Annotated in this window: 19 protein-coding genes, 1 other RNA gene and 1 riboswitch; of the genes, 13 read left to right on the top strand and 7 right to left on the bottom strand. The window is 73.9% G+C overall.

Translation table 11 applies throughout. The features are described 5' to 3' along the window. Positions 1–174 precede the first annotated feature (174 nt). Both VGN74_RS07825 and VGN74_RS07830 read left to right on the top strand, forming a co-directional pair. Entirely contained in the window at positions 175–807 is a 633-nt protein-coding gene (locus tag VGN74_RS07825; protein WP_327447700.1) for a DUF4328 domain-containing protein, read from the top strand. 64 nt (positions 808–871) lie between these two features. Next, a riboswitch (cobalamin riboswitch) is annotated at positions 872–1,045 on the top strand. 173 nt (positions 1,046–1,218) lie between these two features. Then, positions 1,219–3,066, top strand: coding sequence for a TonB-dependent receptor plug domain-containing protein (locus VGN74_RS07830; protein WP_327446848.1), 1,848 nt, complete (start codon positions 1,219–1,221; stop codon positions 3,064–3,066). 6 nt (positions 3,067–3,072) lie between these two features. On the opposite strand, the gene VGN74_RS07835 is transcribed toward VGN74_RS07830, so the two are convergent. The 3 genes from VGN74_RS07835 to VGN74_RS07845 all read right to left on the bottom strand — a co-directional run bounded on the left by VGN74_RS07835 (position 3,073) and on the right by VGN74_RS07845 (position 5,358). Then, complete coding sequence (locus tag VGN74_RS07835; RefSeq protein ID WP_327446849.1) at positions 3,073–3,951, bottom strand: aldo/keto reductase; 879 nt, start codon at positions 3,949–3,951, stop codon at positions 3,073–3,075. 94 nt (positions 3,952–4,045) lie between these two features. Beyond that, positions 4,046–4,702 (bottom strand): maleylacetoacetate isomerase, encoded by a 657-nt coding sequence (maiA, locus tag VGN74_RS07840; RefSeq protein WP_327446850.1) that lies wholly within the window; start codon positions 4,700–4,702, stop codon positions 4,046–4,048. After that, a complete protein-coding gene (locus tag VGN74_RS07845; protein WP_327446851.1) occupies positions 4,699–5,358 on the bottom strand; it encodes a fumarylacetoacetate hydrolase family protein in 660 nt (219 codons plus the stop codon). Before VGN74_RS07845 ends, maiA begins: the two co-directional genes overlap by 4 nt. 258 nt (positions 5,359–5,616) lie before the next feature. Between VGN74_RS07845 and VGN74_RS07850 the strand changes: the two genes are divergently transcribed. The 3 genes from VGN74_RS07850 (at position 5,617) to VGN74_RS07860 (ending at position 6,635) form a co-directional block, all read left to right on the top strand. Continuing rightward, on the top strand, positions 5,617–5,961 hold the full coding sequence (locus VGN74_RS07850) for a DUF883 family protein (protein ID WP_327446852.1): 345 nt from the start codon (positions 5,617–5,619) through the stop codon (positions 5,959–5,961). Continuing rightward, positions 5,961–6,359 carry a hypothetical protein gene (locus tag VGN74_RS07855; RefSeq protein ID WP_327446853.1) on the top strand — a complete coding sequence of 133 codons (399 nt, stop codon included), beginning with the start codon at positions 5,961–5,963 and terminating at the stop codon, positions 6,357–6,359. The genes VGN74_RS07850 and VGN74_RS07855 overlap by 1 nt, the downstream gene beginning before the upstream one ends. A 96-nt stretch (positions 6,360–6,455) precedes the next feature. Continuing rightward, positions 6,456–6,635 (top strand): DUF1328 domain-containing protein, encoded by a 180-nt coding sequence (locus VGN74_RS07860; RefSeq protein ID WP_327446854.1) that lies wholly within the window; start codon positions 6,456–6,458, stop codon positions 6,633–6,635. A gap of 46 nt (positions 6,636–6,681) precedes the next feature. Here VGN74_RS07860 and VGN74_RS07865 read toward each other — a convergent pair whose 3' ends face one another. Genes VGN74_RS07865 through VGN74_RS07875 form a run of 3 tightly spaced genes read right to left on the bottom strand, consistent with a single transcriptional unit; the run spans position 6,682 to position 8,871 of the window. After that, positions 6,682–7,536, bottom strand: a complete 855-nt coding sequence (locus tag VGN74_RS07865) for a metallophosphoesterase (RefSeq protein WP_327446856.1) — start codon at positions 7,534–7,536, stop codon at positions 6,682–6,684. Beyond that, entirely contained in the window at positions 7,536–8,483 is a 948-nt protein-coding gene (locus VGN74_RS07870; RefSeq protein WP_327446858.1) for a diacylglycerol/lipid kinase family protein, read from the bottom strand. Before VGN74_RS07870 ends, VGN74_RS07865 begins: the two co-directional genes overlap by 1 nt. 43 nt (positions 8,484–8,526) lie before the next feature. Beyond that, entirely contained in the window at positions 8,527–8,871 is a 345-nt protein-coding gene (locus VGN74_RS07875) for a hypothetical protein (RefSeq protein ID WP_327446860.1), read from the bottom strand. 176 nt (positions 8,872–9,047) lie between these two features. Here VGN74_RS07875 and VGN74_RS07880 point away from each other — a divergent pair, with 176 nt between their 5' ends. The 7 genes from VGN74_RS07880 (at position 9,048) to VGN74_RS07910 (ending at position 17,258) form a co-directional block, all read left to right on the top strand. After that, on the top strand, positions 9,048–9,401 hold the full coding sequence (locus VGN74_RS07880; protein ID WP_327446862.1) for a YMGG-like glycine zipper-containing protein: 354 nt from the start codon (positions 9,048–9,050) through the stop codon (positions 9,399–9,401). Positions 9,402–9,471: 70 nt separating this feature from the next. Continuing rightward, entirely contained in the window at positions 9,472–9,939 is a 468-nt protein-coding gene (locus VGN74_RS07885) for an OmpA family protein (protein WP_327446864.1), read from the top strand. Between the two features lie 50 nt (positions 9,940–9,989). After that, the gene (locus tag VGN74_RS07890) at positions 9,990–12,230 is read left to right on the top strand and encodes a protein-disulfide reductase DsbD family protein (RefSeq protein WP_327446866.1); all 2,241 of its coding nucleotides are present in this window, start codon (positions 9,990–9,992) and stop codon (positions 12,228–12,230) included. 31 nt (positions 12,231–12,261) lie between these two features. Then, on the top strand, positions 12,262–15,144 hold the full coding sequence (gene polA, locus VGN74_RS07895; RefSeq protein WP_327446868.1) for a DNA polymerase I: 2,883 nt from the start codon (positions 12,262–12,264) through the stop codon (positions 15,142–15,144). Between the two features lie 32 nt (positions 15,145–15,176). Then, positions 15,177–15,626, top strand: coding sequence for a nucleoside-triphosphatase (locus VGN74_RS07900; RefSeq protein WP_327447702.1), 450 nt, complete (start codon positions 15,177–15,179; stop codon positions 15,624–15,626). Between the two features lie 67 nt (positions 15,627–15,693). Next, positions 15,694–16,491, top strand: a complete 798-nt coding sequence (locus tag VGN74_RS07905; RefSeq protein WP_327446870.1) for a cytochrome b/b6 domain-containing protein — start codon at positions 15,694–15,696, stop codon at positions 16,489–16,491. Then, positions 16,488–17,258: a molybdopterin-dependent oxidoreductase gene (locus VGN74_RS07910; protein WP_327446872.1), complete on the top strand. Its 771-nt coding sequence runs from the start codon at positions 16,488–16,490 to the stop codon at positions 17,256–17,258. Before VGN74_RS07905 ends, VGN74_RS07910 begins: the two co-directional genes overlap by 4 nt. Before the next feature lie 311 nt (positions 17,259–17,569). Here the strand turns inward: VGN74_RS07910 and nudC are convergent, their stop codons facing one another. Beyond that, positions 17,570–18,502: an NAD(+) diphosphatase gene (nudC, locus tag VGN74_RS07915; RefSeq protein WP_327446874.1), complete on the bottom strand. Its 933-nt coding sequence runs from the start codon at positions 18,500–18,502 to the stop codon at positions 17,570–17,572. A 394-nt stretch (positions 18,503–18,896) separates the two neighbouring features. Here nudC and ffs point away from each other — a divergent pair. Continuing rightward, an RNA gene (gene ffs, locus VGN74_RS07920) (signal recognition particle sRNA small type) lies at positions 18,897–18,990 on the top strand. Positions 18,991–19,557 lie beyond the last annotated feature (567 nt).

Below are 19,557 nucleotides of genomic sequence, written 5' to 3' on the forward strand. Positions count from 1 at the left end.
GAGCGCCGGAAGGTGACGGATACCGTCGCCCCGCTCAAGCGGCTTGCGGGCCGGGCGAGTTCGGACAATCATGAGGCGAGAAAGGCGGAGGGGGCTATCCGGATGGCGACGTCAGGCGGTCAGAGAACGACCCGAGGCCTCTGGGGCGCGCTGCAGACGTTTGCCGTGCTGTTCATGGCCGCCGGTCTTGTAGTCGCCACCCTTCACGGCTGGCGGCTCTGGGCCTTGCAGGGCCTTTCGCCGGACGCGACCGTCAACGGAGGGGGCGGGTTAGAGGAGTTCCTGCCCGTGGAGTGGGTCCCCGTCTACGCCATCGCCCTGCTCGTTCTGCTGGCGACCTACGTCGTCGCCGCGATCCTGACCCTGATCTGGTATCAGCGGTCGGTCCGCAACGCGCGAAGCCTCGTCCGCGGAGTCCGGACGACGCCGGCCTGGGCCGTGGCCTTTTTCTTCATTCCCGTCCTCTCCCTGATCAAACCCTATGCCGTGACCAGTGAGTTGTGGCGCTCCAGCAAATCGCCGGACCGCTGGCTCGGGCAGCCGGACCCCGCAGCACTGCGCTGGTGGTGGGGGCTGGTGCTGATCGGCGGGCTCGCCAGCGCGACAGCCCGCTATCTGGAAGTTCCAGGCGCCACCGTCGCCTCGCTGATTATGGCCGACGCGACCATGATCCTCAGCCTCGCCTTGCATATCCTCGCCGGCGTGCTGTTCCTGCAGATCGGCGGGGCCATCACCCGGGCCCAGAACGGTCTGATCGACTCCGGCTACGCGCCGCCGCCCTCCGACCTGCCGCGCTGGGCGGCCTGATCGTCCTGCCCCCCGCCCGCTTGCCCCGCCCCCCGACGCCTGCCACAAGGCCGGCAGGCGGTTAAGGGAACGCGGTCGAACACCGCGGCTGTGCCCGCAACTGTAGGCGGCGAGACCGCCGTCCGCCCCGCGCCGCCTTCGGGCGATGCGGCGTCACTGGAAGGCCGACCGGGTGCGCCCGGCCGGACGACCGGGAAGGCGAGGACGACCGGTCGATGACCCGCAAGCCAGGAGACCTGGCCGCCGACGTCGCTCGTCGCCTGTCCGGGACCAGACAGTGACACGGGATCGATCCGTCGAAGCGACCCGACCTTCGCGACGTCCGCTGGAGCCCCGCTCCGGGGGGCGGGTCGGCGCGCGCTTCAACCTGCCCGGACCCGCGCGAGTCCGGGCCCTGAACGAGGATCGTCCATGAGACGCCTTCTGCTTGTCAGCGCCGCCCTGTCGGCGCTCGCCTCCCCCTGCCTGGCGTTCGGCCAGGACCCTGACCCCGCCGACGACGCCACCGAAGTGGCCGAGGTGGTGGTCACCGCCACCCGCCTGCCGGCCCTGCAGCTGCAGACCCCCGGCGCCCGGGTGGTCGACCGCCGCGAGATCGAGCGGCGCGGCGCGGTGCTGGCCACCGACCTGTTCGCCGCCATCCCCGGCCTGACCGTGACCCGCGCCGGCCCGTTCGGCGGCGTCGCCCAGGTGCGGATCCGCGGCGCCGCCCCGGGCAAGACCCTGGTGCTGATCGACGGCGCCCCGGTCAACGACCCGGCCGAGGTCAACGGCGCCTATGACTTCGGCGGGCTCGACCTGGCCGGCGTGGCGCGGGTCGAGACCCTGTCCGGGCCGCAGTCCTCCCTGTGGGGCTCGGACGCCATCGGCGGGGTCATCGCCCTGATCACCGCCGAGGTCGACGGCATCGACCTCGAGGCCGAGGCCGGCAGCCTCGGCACGCGCCGCGGCCGCCTCGCCGCCGGCCGCTACGGCGAGACGGGCGGCCTGTCGGCCTATGTCTCGCGGGTCGAGACCGACGGCGTCTCCGCCGCCGACGCCCGCGACGGCAATGTCGAGACCGACGGCATGGTCAGCGTCACCGCCGGGCTCAAGGCGCGCCGCGACCTCGGGCCGGTGCAGCTGGACGGCAGTCTGCGCTACAGCGACCTGGACGCCGACATCGACGGCTTCCCGGCCCCGCGCTTCGTGCTGGCCGACACCGCTGACCGCATCGCCAGCCGCAGCTGGTCGGGCGTCGCCGGGGTCAGCTTCGCCGCCGCCGGGCTGCAGCACCGCCTCAGCGTCTCCGGCCTCGATCTGGAGCGCGACACGGTCTCGGCCTTCCCCAGCCGTTTCGTCGCCGACCGCACGATCTGGCGCTGGCAGGCGGAAGGGCAGCTCGGCGACCGTCTCGCCGTGGTCGGCGGGGTCGAGCACGACGCCTCGACCGGCTCGATCTCGACCGGCGCGGACGAGACCCTGACCACCACCTCGGCCTTCGTCACCGGCCGCTGGGCCGTGCTGACCGGGCTGAACCTGACCGCGGCCCTGCGCCACGACGCCACCGACGACTTCGGCGAGGAGACCACCGGACGCCTCTCGGCGGCCTGGAGCCTGCCCGCCGGCCTGATCCTGTCGGGCGCCTGGGGCACGGGCTTCAAGGCCCCGAGCCTCAGCCAGGCCCTTTGTGACTATTGCTTCTCGGCCAATCCGTTCCCGCGCCTGCGCGCCGAGACGGCCGAGGGCGGCGAGGTGGCGCTGGGCTGGCGCTCCGGCGACGGCCGGCTGGAAGGCCGGATCACGGCGTACCGGCTCGAAGTCGAGGACCAGATCACCTACGTCTTCGATCCGGTTATCTTCGACAGCGTCTACGTCAACCTCGCCCGCACCGAGAGCGAGGGGATCGAGCTGGAAGGCCGCGCGGTGCTGCCGGCCGGCTTCGACCTGACGCTGGCGTACGCCGCGACCGATGCGGTCAACGCCGTCACCGGGGCCCGGCTGGCGCGCGTGCCGGAGCACACCGGCTCGGCCCGCCTCGGCTGGACCGGGGCGCGCGGCGGGCTCGACCTGATCGTGCGCGGCGAGAGCGAGGCGGTCGATCCGGCCGGGCCGCGCGACGGCTTCGTCGTCGCCGACCTGACCGGCCGGCTGCGGCTGACCGACGAGATCGAGCTGACCGCCCGGGTCATCAACCTGACCGACGAGGCGTACCAGCAGGTGCGCGGCTACGGCGAACCGGGCCGGTCGGCCTATCTCGGGGTGCGGCTGAGCTTCTAGGGACGCTCAGGCCGCAAAGGCGGTCGCCGGGTCCGTCAGGGCCTCGGCGGCCGCCGGCTCCAGCGCGAACTCGGCCCAGTCGGGGCCGGGACCGCGGCCGCCGGCGTGCACCGCCGCCAGCATGGCGCGCAGCTCCGCCGCCGAGGCGCAGGACACCACCAGCACCGGGGCGCCCGGCAGACTGAGCGCAAAGCCCAGCGCCGCCTGCATCGGGTCCATGCGGGCCTCCGCCAGCCGCCGGCGCGTGCGCGACAGGCCGGGGGTGTGGCCGGCCGCGGCGTCGCCGCCGGAGAACAGCTGGCCGTGGGCGAAGACAGCCGACACCTGCACCTCGATGCCGGCGTCGACGAGACTCTCGATCCCGCCGCTGCGCAGGGCGCGCTGGTCCAGCAGATTGCACGGCAGCCGCACCACGTCCGGGGCGAAGCGGCGGCTCAGCAGTTCGGGCGCATCTTCAGGCCCGGCGCACAGGCCGATGCGGCGGTACAGGCCCTGGGCCTTCAGCTTCTCAAGCCGGTCCCACAGGGCGCGACCCTCGGCTCCGGCCAGGTCGGCGGCGCGGCTGACCAGCAGGGTCTCGCCGCGCGGCAGGCCCATGCGTTCAAGCGAGCGGCGGGCGCGGGCCTCGACCCGGTCCAGCCCCTCGGCCAGCGGCGCGGTGCAGGCGTCCACCTTGAAGGGACTGGGAAACGGCCAGGCCTGGCCCAGCGCGCGCTCGACGTCGCCGAGCGGGCGCGAGGTCACCCGGCGAACCCCGGCGGCGGCGGCCGTCTCCAGCAGCGGCCGCGCCACATCCTCGGTCAGGGCGGCGCCGGCGCGACCTCCTGTCGACGCCAGGGCGACGCACAGGCGTTCAGCGGGATTCGGGCGTGCGGGCTTGGTCACCCCCGCACCGTGCACGGCAAAGTTTAAGGGGAGGCTTCCGAGACCCTGACGAGAAGTTACCGAACGCCGGTTCTTCCGGCGTCCCCGCGCGGCTTCAGGCCGCCGGACCGGCGTCCGGCTGGCGGTCCGGATGGGCGGCGGCGAAGGCCGGATGGCCCTCGGCCCGGGCGACGATCGCCGCCAGCCGCGGCCAGGCGTCCATCGCCACCCCGAAGCGCGCCGCCGAATAGGCCTGCGGAATCAGATAGCAGTCGGCCAGGGTCGGGGCGTCGCCGAAGCACCAGTCGCCGCCGTCGCGCGCCACCAGCGCCTCCAGCGCCGTGAAGCCCGGCGCGATCCAGCTGGCCGCCCAGGCGTCGACCGCGGCCTGGTCGGCCCCGAAGGTCGTGCGCAGGGCGGTCAGGACGCGCAGGTTGTTGAGCGGATGGATGTCGCAGCCGATCACCGCCGCCATGGCCCGCACCCGGGCCCGGTCCGCCGGCGCGGCGGGCAGCAGCGGCGGGGTCGGGAAGGCCTCCTCCAGCCATTCGAGAATGGCCGGGCTCTGGGTCAGGACGACGGGCCCGCCCTGCTCGGGCCCGACCTCCAGCGCCGGCACCAGCCCCTGCGGATTCAGCGCCCGGAAGGCGTCCGAGCGCTGGGCCCCCGTGCGCAGGTCGACCCCCGCCTGCGCATAGGTCAGCCCCTTGAGATTGAGGGCGATGCGGGTGCGATAGCTGGTGCCCGAGCGCCAGTAGCCGTGCAGGATCACGCCGCCGCCTCCGTGATCTCGAGGTCCAGCGGGGCCAGGCCGGCGATGCGGCACTCGACCCGGTCGCCCGGGCGCACCGGGCCGACGCCCTCCGGCGTGCCGGTGAAGATCAGGTCGCCGGGCGCCAGCCGCCACAGCCGCCCGGCCTCGCGCACGATCTCCTCGGGGCTCCACACCATGTCCGACAGCCGCCCGGCCTGGCGCGTCTCGCCATTGACCGTCAGCCGGATCTCGCCGTCCGGATCGGGCAGGGCGCCGAGGGTCAGGGCCCCGCACGGGGCCGAGTGGTCGAAGCCCTTGGCCGCGTCCCACGGCCGGCCCGCCGTCTTGGCCGCCGCCTGCAGGTCGCGCCGGGTCAGGTCGCAGCCGACCGCCCAGCCGGCGATGGTCCCGCCCGGGCCGATGGCCGCCACCAGCTCCACCTCATGGTGCAGGTTGGCCGTCGCCGACGCATAGGGCACGGCCCCGCCGCCGGGCACGAGGGCGTCGCCCGGCTTGGCGAAGAAGAAGGGCTCGGCCCGCGCCGCGCCCATCTCGCGCGCATGGGCGGCGTAGTTCTGGCCGACGCACAGGATGCGGCGCACCGGGAAGCGGCGGGTCTCGCCGACGATCGGCAGGGCGGGGACGGGGGCGGGATCGAACAGCCAGGCGCTCATGTCCCAAGGCTTAGAGCCTGATCGGCTGAGATGGAATCGCCTTGCGAGTCCATCGATGCCGTGAATCAGGCTCTCGCTTGAAACTGGACCGAAATCTGAGCCGAGTTGGACGGCGTCCAACTCGGCCGGTTTCGGTCCGGCGCTGGCCTGTCCGGCTGTCGATCAGCCGCGACGGGGCGGAACAAGCGGCCACCGTCTGGCGTTCGGCCACGGGGTCCCCTAGATCAGGGATCGCACAGCTTTCTGCAGGAGCGCACCATGCCCACGTCCAAGGCCCGGGAAGACGTCAAGACCGACCTGAACGCCCTCAAGGAGGACCTCAAGAGCGTCGGCCGCGAGGAGAGCGCCCGTCTGCGCGCCAGGGCCGCCGAAGCCGAGGCCGCCCTGCGCGAGAAGGCCGAGGTCGCCCGCGAAAAGGCCCGCGTCTACTACGACGACGCCCGCGTGCGCGGCCGCGAATACTATGACGAGGCGGCCGAGCGCCTCGACGAGGCCCAGCGCTATCTGGTCGAGCGGGTGCAGGAGCGCCCGATGCAATCGACCGCCATTGCGCTTGGCGTCGGCGTCGTCATCGGCCTGCTGCTCGCGGGCCGGCGTCACTGATGGTCGGCAAGGGGCTGGTGAAGCGTCTGGCGGCGGCGCTGGCCGTCGCCGGCTGCGCCTTCGTCGTCATCGTCAGCCTCGGGGCGACCGTTTTCTACGCCCTGCAGCTGGTGGTGACCCCGCTCGCCGCCGCGGCCCTGACCGCCCTGACCTTCGCCGCCCTGGCGGGGATCATCGGCGCGGTCTTCCTCGGCAAGGCCGGGGGTTACGATGATCCGGAAGAGGACGACGAGCCGCTCGGCCTCGGCGCCCGGGCCGTGCAGCTGTTCCGTCAGCGCCCGATCCTGGGTGTCGCCGCCGCCCTCGCCGGCGGCTTCATCTTCCTGCGAAACCCGGCGCTGGCCACCATGGTCGCCGCCGCCTTCACCGAGCAGAGCGGGCCCCGTCGGCGCCGTTAAGCCGCACCGCGACGGAACCCTCGGCAAGCGGAACCGTTGTTATCGGCAAGGTCGGCAAGTCTTCGCCGCCTTGCTGATCAACAACGGAGGGCTCCCATGCTTCGCTGGGCCATTATCTTTCTTGTCGTCGCGCTCGTCGCCGCCGTGCTCGGCTTCGGCGGCATCGCCAACTTCTCTTTCGAGATCGCCAAGTTCGTGGCGGTGATCGCCCTGATCCTGTTCGTCGTGTCGATCGTGGCCGGCGGTCTGCGCGGCCGGGGCAGCCCGCGGGTCTAGCCCAACGGTCGTGACCCCCGCATGGCTTCACACAGCCGCCGTCTCCTCAGACGGCGGCTGTTGTCATGGCGGCGTCGACGTCGGGCGTGGCCGGACGGGTTTCGGCGTGGCGGGTGTCCTGCCGGCGCGGCAGCCGCCACGTCTCATGATCGACGAACCGGCCGTCGATCCAGGCCACCGCCGTCACCGTGATGGCGTGCGCGTCCCACTCCACCCGGTTGAAGCTGGGCGGCGTTCCCCGCTCCCGCCGCGAGAGGGTGCCGCAGCCGACGGCATAGGAGCAGCCGTCGCCGCGCCGGATCGGCAGGGCGAAGGGCACATGCACATGGCCGGTCATGACCAGATCGACCCCGGCCTCGGCGAAGATGCGCGCCGCCCGGTCGCCGCGCCGCACGTCCCCGGTCATCGGGGCCCCGGCCATCTCGATCAGGGGATGGTGGCAGGCCAGGATGCGCAGGTCCCCGGTCGGGGCGGCCGCGAGCGCCGCGGCGGCGCGCCGGGTCTGCTCCAGGTCGATCACCCCCTTGGACCAGTTGAGCCGGGCCTGCCAGCCGCGGGCGGTGGTCACCCCGCGCACCATGACCCCCTCGCCGCGGTGCTCGTGGTCGTGCGCCGGATGGCCGATCACGGTCTCGAACGCCCGCCACGGCCAGAACAGCCGCGCCATCAGGTCGTAGTAGGGCACGTCGTGGTTGCCGACGGTGACGAACACCGGCGCCGGCAGGGCGGCGATCCAGCGGGCCGCGGCGGCGAACTCCGCCGGCAGACCCTTCTGGGTGACATCGCCGGTGACCAGCACCAGGTCGGGCGTCGCCGTGCGGGCGTAGTCCAGGGCCGCGGCGCAGGCGTCCGCATGCTCGACCCCGAAGTGCACGTCGGAAAACTGCAGCAGCCGGCGCATCAGACCTGCGTCTCATCCGCCGACGGGCGCGGGGCGAGGGCGCGGAAGGCCCGCGGCGTGAAGCGCACCCGGGCGCGCGGCGCCAGCAGCACGGACTCCCCGTCCAGCACCGCCGGGATGCGCGAGCGCGCCTCGACGCGGGCGCTGCGCACCTTGGCGGTCAGCACCGAAGGGTCGTGGCGCCAGTCGCTGGTCAGGGCGTGATAGGCCAGCCGGAAGGCCTCGGCGGCGTCGGTCGGGCTCAGGGCTGCCGCCTCCAGCCCGTCCTCCGCCTCGTGCAGGGCGCGGGAGATCAGCGGGCAGAGCAGGGCCAGCGCCTCGGCCCGCCGCACCGGGCCGCCATCCAGCCGGTAGCGCACCCGCCCGCCGAAGGCGCGCCTCAGCGCCTTGCGCGCGTGGGACCAGGCCAGGTCCAGCCGCCCCTTGCGCACCGCCTCCCGCGCCGGGGCCCACAGGGCCGGCGAGCCGAGGATGGCGGCGCAATAGAAGGTGTGGCCGTCGATGTCGCCGCCGCTGACGTCCTGTGGCGCCCCCGACTCGAGCGTCCGCGTCAGGGCCTCGACCCAGTCGGTCGTGCCGTACAGGGCCTTGGGCAGCATGTTCATGGTGCCGCCGGGCAGGGGGGCGATCAGCGGCCCGTCCGGCCCGGCCAGCCCGGCCGCAGCCCGGGCCGTGCCATCCCCCGCCAGCACCGCGAGCAGGTCCGGCCTCTCGGCCAGGGCCGCGCCGATCTGCGCTTCCAGGTTCTCGCCCTCAAGGGCGATGACGCGAGACTCCAGCGGCCAGGCCGCCAGCAGGGCGGTGGCGCGCTCGACCGCCCCGGGCCCGGTCGAGCCGGACAGGGGGTTGACCAGCAGGGTCACGGACCGCAGCGCCACGTGGGGCGTCAGGGGTCGGGTCGCCGCCGGATCGAGGATCGGGGCTTCGGGGTCGGCGGCAGGGCTCATCCGGACGGCAACGCTTGGACGCCCGCCGCGTTCCCCCCGGTCGTCACGGCGTGGTGGTCAGCTCGTCGCGGGCCGCCTCGGCCCCGGCCGACGCCGCCGCGGCGGCCTTCTCGGCGGCGGCTTCGGCGGCTTGCGCCGTCTCGTCGGCGGCCTCGGTCGCCTCCTCGCCGGCCTGGCCGACCAGACCGCGGCCGAAGTCGATCACCGCGGCCAGGGCCCCGTCGAGGGTCGCGCCGGCCCCGGCGAACGACCGCTCCTTGATCGCCAGACCGGCCGTCGCCGCGCCGAGCAGGGCCAGGGCCCCGACGATCAGGCCCACCACAGGCACGCCGCCGCCCTTGTGCCGCTTGGCCCGGGTCCAGACCGGACCGCCGCTGTCGTCCGCCATTCGAACAGGTTGAAGGAATCGCATGTCGAGGCCCTCCCGCGCTCGTGATCGCCCCGTCCTCCCCGACGGGGTCCGGTGATGATACACCACCGTTGTGGCGCAACCCTGCCCCGGAACCGCCACGCTGGTCCAGCGTTCTCACCATGGGGGCGAAACGCAGGGATGAGGATTCTCACATGAAAAAGGCGATCATCGCCGTTGCAGGCGCCGGGCTGCTGGCTTCGGCCTGCGCCAGTGATCCGTACGGCTACGGCGGCGGCCCGAACGAGACCGTGCGCCAGGGCGCCATCGGCGCCGGCATCGGCGCGGTGGCAGGCGCCATCATCGGCAACAACGTCGGCGACGGCAACGCCGGCACGGGCGCGGCCATCGGCGCCGCGGTCGGCGGCGTGGCCGGGGCCGTGCGCGGCTCGCGTCAGGATCGCGCAAACCAGCAGCGCTACTACGACAACCAGCGCCGGGCCTACTACTACTGCTACGACGGCCGTCAGGTGGAGTGCTACTGGGAAGACGGCTCGCGCCGCTACTGAGGCGCGCCGCACGTCGGACGATATCCAGGGGCGGCGCCGCGGGCGTCGCCCCTTTTTCGAGGGGGCTCTCATGACACCGATGGATTTCCGCCGCCGCGCCCTGGCCGGGGCCGGCCTCATCGCCGCCAGCGCCGGGCTGGCCGCCTGCGCCGGCGACCCGTTCGTCCGCGCCGGGCTGGTGACGCCGGCCGCCGCCTGCCGCACCCACACCTTCGAGGTCTATTTCCGCGAGGGCGAGGCGCGGCTGACCGATCCGGCGCGCGAAGCCGTGCGGCTGCACGCGCGGCTTGTCGCGCCCTGCCGCGTGCAGGCGGTCGAGGTGCTGGGTCTGGCCAGCGCCACCGGCTCGGCGGCCCGCAACCTGACCCTGTCCGAGCGCCGCGCCGTCACCGTGGCCGAGGCCCTGGTCGAGGCCGGCCTGCCGGCCCCGCGCTTCGAACTGCTCGCCGCCGGGGACCAGGGCGCCGTCACCCACGCCGGGACCGCCGAGCCCCTGCGCCGCCGGGTCGAGGTGCGCATCGACGCCGGGACCCGATAGCGCAGCCGCCGAGGCTGGCGGGCGCCCTCGGCGGTCGCTAGATCAGCGCCATGTTCCCGCGCGCCCGCCGCCTGTCGGCGTTCCTGCCGTCGCTGTCGCCCGCCCTGCTGGCGTTCGTGCTGGCGTTCGGGCTGGCCGCTCTGCCGGCGCTCGCCGCGGCTCCGACCGCCCCGGTCGCGCGCAGCTTGCCGGCCGCCACGTCGGCGGCCCCCGTCGCCCCCGGCCCGCGCGAGGCCCCCAACCTGACCGCCGAGCTGGTGGCCATGAACCGCTGGGCCACGCCCGGGGCCACCGCCGTGGTCGCCCTGCGCCAGCAGATCGCCCCGGGCTGGCACACCTACTGGCGCAATCCCGGCGATTCCGGCGGCCCGACCAGCCTCGCCTGGACCCTGCCGCCCGGGGTGGTCGCCTCGGACATCGTCTGGCCCCTGCCCGAGCGCCAGAGCCTCGGGCCGCTGGTCAACTACGGCTATTCGGGAGAGGTCTGGCTGCCGGTGCTGGTGGAGATCCCCGCCGACGCCGTCCCGGGCCGCCCGATCGCCCTGAGGGCCCGCGCCGACCTGTTCGTGTGCAGTGACGAGCTGTGCATCCCGGTCAGCCTCGATCTCGCGCTCGACCTGCCCGTGGCCGAGGGCGCCGCGCCCGAGGCCCGGCCGCACGGCCCGCGTCTCGCCCGGGTGCTGGCCGACGCCCCCCGGCCCGGACCGCTGGAAGCTCGGCTCACCCGGACCGGCGAGACCCTGACCCTGAGCGTCGCCGGCGCCCCGCTGGCCGGGGCGAAGACCGTCTGGTTCTACCCCTTCGTCCAGGGCGCGCTGGACCATGCCGCGCCGCAGCCGGCGGTGGCCGGGCCGGACGGCCTCAGCCTGACCCTGACCCCCGGCCGCCGCTTCGATCCCGCCGCGCCGCTCGAGGGCGTGCTGGCCACCGAGGCCGGGGCCTGGCAGATCCGCGCCGAGCCCGGGCCGGCCCTCGCCGGCGCCGCCGGCGGCGCAACCCTGCGCCCGCAGGAGACTGCTGCGACCGCCCCGGCCTCCGCCGGCCTGATCCTGCAGGCGGCCCTGTTCGCCCTGCTGGGCGGGCTGATCCTCAACCTCATGCCCTGCGTCTTCCCGGTGCTGGCGATGAAGGCCGCGGCCCTCGCCGGCGGGGCCCACGCCCCGGCGGAAGCCCGGCGCGACGGCCTCGCCTACAGCCTCGGCGTGCTGGTCAGCTTCCTCGCCCTCGCCGGGGCCCTGCTGGCCCTGCGCGCCGGGGGCGCCGCCGTCGGCTGGGGCTTCCAGCTGCAGGTCCCGGCCGTCACCGCCGCCCTGGCCCTCGTCATGCTGGCGGTCGGGCTGAACCTGTCGGGCCTCTATCACGCCGGCGGCGGGCTGCAGGCGCTCGGCGGCCGGGTGCGCGGCGGCGGGGCCTTTCTGACCGGCGTGCTGGCGGTGATCGTCGCCGCCCCCTGCACCGCCCCCTTCATGGCTTTCGCGCTCGGCGCCGCCCTGACCCTGCCGGCGGCGGCGGCGCTGGCGGTGTTCGCGGCGCTCGGCCTCGGCTTCGCCCTGCCCTTCCTCGCCATCAGCCTGAGCCCGGCCCTGATGCGCCGTCTGCCGCGCCCGGGTCCGTGGATGACCACCCTGCGCCGGGTGCTGGCCCTGCCGATGTACGCCGCCGCCCTGTGGCTGGCCTGGGTGTTCAGCCGCCAGACGGCCCTGGCCGGCGTCGGCCTGCTGGCCCTCGCCGCCCTCGCCCTGACCGTCGCCCTCGCCCTGTGGGGCCGCCGCCAGACGTCGGGTCAGGGACAGGGCTCCCGCCCCATCCCCCTCGCCGCCCCGCTGGTGGCCGCCCTGTCGGCGCTGGTGCTGACCGGCCTCGCCGCCCGCATCGCCCCGCCCGAGACCGCCGCCGCCGAGCTCGACGCCCGCGCCTGGTCCCCCGCCGCGGTCGAGGCGGCGCTGGCCGAGGGCCGGCCGGTGCTGGTCAATCTGACCGCCGACTGGTGCGTCACCTGCAAGTTCAACGAGGCCACGGCGCTGGAGACCGCGCCGGTGAAGGACGCCCTCGAGCGCACCGGCGCCGCCTATCTGGTCGGCGACTGGACCCGGCGCGACGCGGCCATCGCCGCCGAGCTGGAGCGCCACGGCCGCTCGGGCGTGCCGCTGTATCTGGTCTATACGCCCGGCCGGGCCGAGCCGGAGCTGCTGCCGCAACTGTTGACGCCGGCGATCGTCGCCCGCGCCCTCGACCGCGCCGCTTCAGAGACGGTTTCAGGGACCGCTGCACAGACCGTTTCTGGCCGGTGACGGCCCGTCGCCCCGCCCCTATGCTGGCCCCATGACCGACGCGACTCCCGCCCCCGACGCTCCCGCCCCGCTGCGGCTGTGGATGATCGACGCCTCGGCCTACATCTTCCGCGCCTACCACGCCCTGCCGCCCCTCACCCGCAAGTCCGACGGCCTGCCCGTCGGGGCGGTGCAGGGCTACTGCAACATGCTGTGGAAGCTGCTGCGCGACATGAAGGGCGAGGACGGCCCGACCCACCTCGTGGCCATCTTCGACCATTCGGAGAAGACGTTCCGCAACGCCCTCTACGACGGCTACAAGGCCCACCGCCCGCCGCCGCCCGAGGATCTGGTGCCCCAGTTCGCCCTGGTGCGGCAGGCCACGGCCGCCTTCGGGGTGCACGGCGTCGAACTGGCCGGCTACGAGGCCGACGACCTGATCGCCACCTACGCCTGTCAGGCCCGAGACGCCGGCGGCCGCGCCGTGATCGTCAGCTCCGACAAGGACCTGATGCAGCTGATCGGCCCGTCGGTGGTCATGTACGACCCGATGAAGGACCGGGTGCTGGCCGAGGACGCGGTGATGGAGAAGTTCGGGGTCACCCCGGACAAGATGGTCGATCTGCAGGCCCTGATCGGCGACAGCGTCGACAATGTCCCGGGCGCCCCGGGCATCGGCCCCAAGACCGCCGCCCAGCTGCTGGACGAGTACGGCGACCTCGACACCCTGCTGGCCCGGGCCGGGGAGATCAAACAGCCGAAGCGGCGCGAGACCCTGATCGCCTTCGCCGACCAGATCCGCCTGTCGCGCGAGCTGGTGCGCCTGACCTGCGACGCCCCGGCGCCCGAGCCGCTGGCCGACTTCGCCGTGCGCGATCCGGACCCGGAGGCCCTGTCGGCCTTCCTCGAGCAGATGGAGTTCCGCTCGCTGGCTCGCCGCGTCGGCGACGGCAAGGCGCCGGAACGTGACGGGCCAGCCATGGCCCGGGCCCCTTCGATGTCGGCGCCGGTGGCGACGCCGCGCTACGCCCCCGCCGCCCCGGTCACCCCCGGCGACGAGACCTTCGACCTCGACGCCTACGCCTGTGTGCAGACGCTGGAAGAGCTCGACGCCTGGATCGCCCGGGCCCGCGAGGCCGGGGTAATCGGCTTCGACACCGAGACCGACGCCCTGTCGGCCACCCACGCCGGCCTGTGCGGCGTGTCGCTGGCGGTCGGGCCCAACGCCGCCTGCTACATCCCCCTGGCCCACGAACATGCCCCGGTCGAGGGCGCCGGCGGCCTGGATTTCGGCGGCGAGGGCGACAGCCGCGCCCCCCTGACCCAGATCGACGCCGACACGGCCATCGCCCGGCTGAAGGCCCTGCTGGAGGACCCGGCGGTGCTCAAGGTCGGCCAGAACATCAAGTACGACCTGGCCGTCATGGCCCGGCGCGGCGTCCGCGTGGCCCCGATCGAGGACACCCTGCTGCTGTCCTATGTCGTCGACGGCGGCCTGCACGGCCACGGCATGGACGAGCTGTCGCGCCGCCACCTCGGCCACGAGCCGATCGCCTTCAAGGCCGTGGCCGGGACGGGCAAGAGCCAGATCAGCTTCAAACACGTCGAGCTGAAGACGGCGACCCGCTACGCCGCCGAGGACGCCGACGTCACCCTGCGCCTGTGGCGGGTGCTGAAGCCGCGCCTCGTCGAGGACCGGCTGATGACCGTCTACGAGACGCTGGAGCGCGGCATGCCGCCGGTGCTGGCGGACATGGAGCTGGCCGGCATCCGCATCGACCCGGACCGGCTGCGGCGGCTGTCGTCGGAGTTCGGCCTGCGCATGGCCGAGCTGGAGGAAAAGGCCCACGGCCTCGCCGGCCGGCCCTTCAACCTCGGCAGCCCGAAGCAGATCGGCGACATCCTGTTCGGCGAGATGAACCTGCCCGGCGGCAAGAAGACCGCCACGGGCCAGTGGGGCACCGACGCCAGCGTGCTGGAAGAGCTGGCCCTGACCCACGACCTGCCCGCCACCCTGCTGGAGTGGCGCCAGCTGTCCAAGCTCAAGGGCACCTATACCGACGCCCTGGTCGCCGCCGCGGATCCGGCCACCGACCGGGTGCACACCTCCTACCAGCTCGGCGCCGCCACCACCGGCCGGCTGGCCAGCTCCGACCCGAACCTGCAGAACATCCCGATCCGCACCGAGGTCGGCCGCCAGATCCGCCAGGCCTTCATCGCCGCGCCCGGCCATGTCCTGATCTCGGCCGACTATTCGCAGATCGAGCTGCGCCTGCTGGCCCATATCGGCGACATCGCCGAGCTGAAGCGGGCGTTCAGGGCCGGTCTGGACATCCACGCCGCCACCGCCAGCGAGATGTTCGGCGTGCCGGTCGAGGGCATGCCGGCCGAGACCCGCCGTCGGGCCAAGGCCATCAACTTCGGCATCGTCTACGGCATCTCCGCCTTCGGCCTGGCCAACCAGCTGGGCATCGACCAGGGCGAGGCCGCCGCCTACATCAAGACCTACTTCGAGCGCTTCCCCGGCATCCGCGCCTATATGGACCGGACCAGGGCCGAGGTGCGCGAGGCCGGCTTCGTCTCGACCCTGTTCGGCCGCCGCATCCACATCCCGGCGATCCATTCGAAATCCAACGCCGAGCGTCAGTTCGGCGAGCGGGCGGCCATCAACGCCCCGATCCAGGGCGCCGCCGCCGACATCATCCGCCGCGCCATGATGCGCATGCCGGGGGCCCTGACCGACGCCGGGCTGAAGACCCGCATGCTGCTGCAGGTGCACGACGAACTGGTGTTCGAGGCCCCCGAGGCCGAGGTCGACCGGGCCCTGCCGCTGATCCGCCGGGTGATGGAGACCGCCGCCGAGCCGGCCGTGGCCATGACCGTGCCGCTGGTGGTCGAGGCCAAGGCGGCGGCGAACTGGGACGACGCCCACTGAGCCCGGCTGCCCCCGGCCCCGGCGCCACCCTGATCCTCCACGGACCGGTGGGCAGCGGCAAGACCACCCGCGCGAGCGATCTGGCCCGCACCGCCGCCCTGTCCGGGCGCCGCGTCGGCGGCCTGCTGGCGCTGAAATCCCCGGCCGGGCGGCGCTTCCATGACCTGTGGACCGGCGAGGAGATGGCCAAGGAACCCGCAGCCGGGGGCGAGCCGGTGATCGAGGTCGGGCGCTTCCGCTTCCGGACCGCCGCCTTCGTCTGGGCCGGGCAGCGCCTCGCCGCGGCGGTCGCCGCCGGGGCCGACCTGCTGGTCATCGACGAGGTCGGCCCGCTGGAGCTGCGCGGCGAGGGGCTGGCGGGCGCGCTGGACACCCTGCCGCCGGGGCCTGGCCGCGTCCTGCTGGTCCGCACCGGGCTGGAGGCCGCCGTCGCCGCCCGCTTCGCCGTCGGCCCCATCGCCTTCGATCGGCCGCGCGATTGATCCGCGCCCCCGCCCGTGACAGGCTCCGGCCCCGGGTCCGCCGCCGGGGCGGGATCCGGAGACGCCGATGACCGCCGTGCCCCTGCCAGAAGGTCTGCCCGAAGATCTCCCCGAGGGTCTGCCGCAGGACCGCCGCGCCGACCGCCCCCTGCCCGGCGGCCGCACCGACACCTGGCGCCATCCGCCGCTGGTGCGGATCACCCACTGGATCAACGTCACCGCCGTGGTGGTGCTGATCATGAGCGGGCTGAACATCCTCGCCGCCCATCCGCACCTCTACTGGGGCCTCGATTCCCGCTTCGACGCGCCGTGGATGAGCTTCGACCACATCCCGCGCTGGGCCATGATCCCGCCGGCCCGCAATCTGGCCGAGGCGCGCGACTGGCACTTCTTCTTCGCCTGGGTGTTCGTCCTCAACGGCCTGATCTACCTCGCCTGGGTGCTGTGGAGCGGCCGGCTGAAGCGGCGCCTGTGGCCGAGCCGCGGCGACCTGGCCCACCTCGGCCCGTCCATCGTCGAGCACGCCCGCCTGCGCTTCCCGAAGGACGAGCAGGCCCGGGCCTACAACGTCCTGCAGAAGCTGGCCTATCTGGCCATGATCCTGGTCATCCTGCCGATGATGCTGGTCACCGGCCTGTCCATGTCGCCGGGCTTCAACGCCATCGGCGGCATCCTGCTGGAGCTGATGGGCGGGCGGCAGTCGGCCCGCACCCTGCATTTCCTCTCCGCCGCCCTGATCGTCGGCTTCATCGTCGTCCACGTCGGACTGGTGATCTGGACCGGCCTGTTCAATAACCTGCGCGCCATGATCACCGGCTGGTTCATCCTCGAGCCCTCGCGCCCCGACCCGGAGGAGCCCCGGTGAGCGGGCCCAGCCGCCGCCGCTGGCTGGCCGGGGCCCTGGCCGCCGCCGGCGCCGGCCTGCTGGCCGCCTGCGACCGCGTCGCCGCCAACCCGGTGGTGCAGCAGACCCTGCGCATGGCCCACGGCCTGACCTACCGGGCGCAGCGGCTGATCGTGCCGCGCGAGGCCCTGGCTCCGGAGTACAGCGAGGCCGACATCTCGCCGGACTTCCGCGCCAACGGCTCCACCAACCCCGCCGCCGCCGACTATGTCGCCCTGCGCCGCGGCGACTTCGCCGACTACCGGCTGGTGGTCGACGGCCTCGTCGAGCGGCCGCTCAGCCTGTCGCTGGCCGACCTGCGCGCCCGCCCGTCGCGCACCCAGATCACCAAGCACGACTGCGTCGAGGGCTGGACCTCGATCGGCAAGTGGAAGGGCACGCCCCTGTCGGTGATCCTCGAGGAGGCCGGGCTGAAGCCCGAGGCGCGCTACATCGTCTTCTACTGCTTCGACGCCCTCGATCAGCGCGAGGACGGCGACCGCTATTACGAGAGCATCGACCTGGTTGACGCCTACCACCCGCAGACCATCCTGGCCTACGAGATGAACGACCGGGTCCTGCCGGTGCCGCACGGGGCCCCGCTGCGCCTGCGGGTCGAGCGCCAGATCGGCTACAAGCACGCCAAATACATCCGCCGCATCGAGGCCGTGGACAGCTTCGCCCACATCGGCCGCGGCGAGGGCGGCTACTGGCCCGACCGCGGCTACCAGTGGTACGCGGGGATCTAGGGGTCGCGTCGCGGGATCAAGGGATCACAGCGGGCACAGCGAGGTCTCGACGGGCACATCGGCGTGGCGGGGCTGCGCACGTCTCCCTTCCCCCTCGAGGGGGGAAGGGCCGGGGATGGGGGTGCGCACGCCGTCAGCACAAGGGGCCCGCGAGAGGCGGCGCCGCCTCCTGCGCCTGTCCGGACGCGTCGCACGGTTCACCCCCACCCAAACCCTCCCCCCTCGAGGGGGAGGGCTTCGGTCGCGCGCGCCGCCGCACAGGTCCCGTTGTGGTCGCTGTGCCCGATGTGATCCCTTGAGACCCCCCGCCCCTACCCCTCGAACCCGTCGACCCACGCCCGCAGCAGGGTGTGGGCGATGGCGAAGGGCGGGGGGGCGAGGATCGTCGGGTGGGTCCCGTCCAGCGTCGCCCGGGCCTCGGCGCGGGTCAGCCAGGCCACCGCCTCCAGCTCGGTCTGGTCCGGCCGGGCGTCGTTGCCGGCCACCTCGGCGATCAGGCCGATCATCAGCTGCGACGGGAAGGGCCAGGCCTGGCTGGAGTGGTAGCGCACCCGGGTCACCTCGAGCCCCGCCTCCTCGGCGATCTCGCGGGCGCAGGCCTCCTCGATGGTCTCGCCGGGCTCGAGGAAGCCGGCCAGGGCCGACATGCGCCCGACAGGCCAGGCCGCCTGCCGGCCCAGCAGGCACAGGGGCTCAGCTCCGCCGCGCCACACCGGCAGCATGATGGTGACCGGATCGACGCGCGGGAAATGCTCCGCCCCGCAGGCCGGGCAGAGGCGCTTCCAGCCGCCCGCCGCGTCCTCCGTGGCGTGGCCGCAGACGCCGCAGAAGCCGTGCCGGCGGCGCCAGTCAAACAGGCTGCGCCCGACCCCGGCCATGGCCAGGTCCTGCGGCGGCAGCACGGCGGCGGCGGCGCGCAGCTCCTCGAAGCTGCCCAGCCCGGCCAGCGGCCCGGTCGCCGGGTCGTCCGCCCCCTCGACCTCGACGGCGAACACCGGCGCAGCCTTCCACAGGCCCAGAAAGGCCCGCCGGTCCGGCGCCACGTCGCGCGCGTGCCCATAGGAAAGCCAGGCCAGCCGCGGCCCGGCGGGCCCCGCCTCGACCAGCACCCGCCCCTGCCAGACCACCGCCGCCAGCGCCTCGGGATTGGCCTCCTGCCCCGCCAGCCAGGCGGGATCGTTGCGCCGGTCCCCCGCCCGATCGAGCGGATTGCCGGAAAAGGCGGTCTGGGCGAGGCCGAGCATCCCGCCCCATAGCGCGCCCGGGCGTGTGGCGGGAGGGGGCGGGGCGGGCTTCAAGGGATCACAGCGGCCACAACGAAGGCACGACGGGCACAGCGACGTGGCGGGGCTGCGCCCCCTCTCCCTTCCCCCTCGAGGGGGGAAGGGCCGGGGATGGGGGTGGGAGCGCCAGGGTCGACGGAAGGAACGCCCGAGGCGGTGGCGTCTCCCGCGCGTTTCCACATGCCCCTGAGTGTTCACCCCCACCCAAACCCTCCCCCCTCGAGGGGGAGGGCTTCGGTCGCGCGCGCCGCCGCACAGGTCCCGTTGTGGTCGCTGTGACCTCGCCGTGTCCGCTGTGATCCCTTGCCCGCCCCCGCCCCGCTTGATTCCCGCGCCCGGGCGGGCCATATCCCAACCCGGAGATCGCGGGCGAAGGCTTCGCCAACCTGGTCAGGGCCGGAAGGCAGCAGCCACAACGAATTCCCCTTCGGGTCGCGGTCTCCACCTTCCCCTTTATTCTGGCCCTACCGCTCGGCGCGCGGCGCCTCGCTGCTTGAGGGCGTTTATTCTGGCCCTACCGCTCGGCGCGCGGCGCCTCGCTGCTTGAGGGCGTTTGTTCCGGCCCTACCGCTCGCGCCGCGGGCGCGCGCTGCTTGAGGGCGTTAGCAGCTCTCCTCCCCCGCGTGCGGGGGAGGGGGACCGCGAAGCGGTGGAGGGGGCGAGGGACGGAGCGCGGCGCTTGAGGTCGCCCCCTCCACCCTGCTGCGCAGGGTCCCCCTCCCCCATGCGCTTCGCTATGGGGGAGGAGAGCGCCGTGGAAGGTTCATCACAGAGAGCACGGAGAATGGCACGGAGGGCACGGCGGCCCTGTGCATCGGCGCGCGCAGCGCCTTCTCCTGCTGGTCGCAAGACAAGGCGCCTTCAGCGCAGAGCCGCGACCCCGCCGTGTCCTCTGTGTCTCTCTGTGCTCTCTGTGATGAACCTTCGACGGTCGCCAGATCAGCAGAGCATCGGCGCTGGCGCCTGACGCCGGCGGGGCCGGGCAATTCCTCCCCCACAGGGGGAGGTGGATCGCC

This window comes from Brevundimonas sp., assembly GCF_035998205.1.
In the GTDB taxonomy this organism is placed as follows: Bacteria; Pseudomonadota; Alphaproteobacteria; order Caulobacterales; family Caulobacteraceae; genus Brevundimonas.

Coding starts and splice junctions, on each gene's coding strand:
- nudC (WP_327446874.1), bottom strand. CDS start 18,502: ATGCTCGGCCTCGCCCAGACCGCCTTTTCCGGCAATCCGCTCGATCGG.
- VGN74_RS07865 (WP_327446856.1), bottom strand. CDS start 7,536: ATGCGCCGGCTGCTGCAGTTTTCCGACGTGCACTTCGGGGTCGAGCAT.
- polA (WP_327446868.1), top strand. CDS start 12,262: ATGACCGACGCGACTCCCGCCCCCGACGCTCCCGCCCCGCTGCGGCTG.
- VGN74_RS07825 (WP_327447700.1), top strand. CDS start 175: ATGGCCGCCGGTCTTGTAGTCGCCACCCTTCACGGCTGGCGGCTCTGG.
- VGN74_RS07830 (WP_327446848.1), top strand. CDS start 1,219: ATGAGACGCCTTCTGCTTGTCAGCGCCGCCCTGTCGGCGCTCGCCTCC.
- VGN74_RS07885 (WP_327446864.1), top strand. CDS start 9,472: ATGACACCGATGGATTTCCGCCGCCGCGCCCTGGCCGGGGCCGGCCTC.
- VGN74_RS07855 (WP_327446853.1), top strand. CDS start 5,961: ATGGTCGGCAAGGGGCTGGTGAAGCGTCTGGCGGCGGCGCTGGCCGTC.
- VGN74_RS07850 (WP_327446852.1), top strand. CDS start 5,617: ATGCCCACGTCCAAGGCCCGGGAAGACGTCAAGACCGACCTGAACGCC.
- VGN74_RS07880 (WP_327446862.1), top strand. CDS start 9,048: ATGAAAAAGGCGATCATCGCCGTTGCAGGCGCCGGGCTGCTGGCTTCG.
- VGN74_RS07845 (WP_327446851.1), bottom strand. CDS start 5,358: ATGAGCGCCTGGCTGTTCGATCCCGCCCCCGTCCCCGCCCTGCCGATC.
- VGN74_RS07870 (WP_327446858.1), bottom strand. CDS start 8,483: ATGAGCCCTGCCGCCGACCCCGAAGCCCCGATCCTCGATCCGGCGGCG.
- VGN74_RS07875 (WP_327446860.1), bottom strand. CDS start 8,871: ATGGCGGACGACAGCGGCGGTCCGGTCTGGACCCGGGCCAAGCGGCAC.
- VGN74_RS07905 (WP_327446870.1), top strand. CDS start 15,694: ATGACCGCCGTGCCCCTGCCAGAAGGTCTGCCCGAAGATCTCCCCGAG.
- VGN74_RS07860 (WP_327446854.1), top strand. CDS start 6,456: ATGCTTCGCTGGGCCATTATCTTTCTTGTCGTCGCGCTCGTCGCCGCC.
- VGN74_RS07890 (WP_327446866.1), top strand. CDS start 9,990: ATGTTCCCGCGCGCCCGCCGCCTGTCGGCGTTCCTGCCGTCGCTGTCG.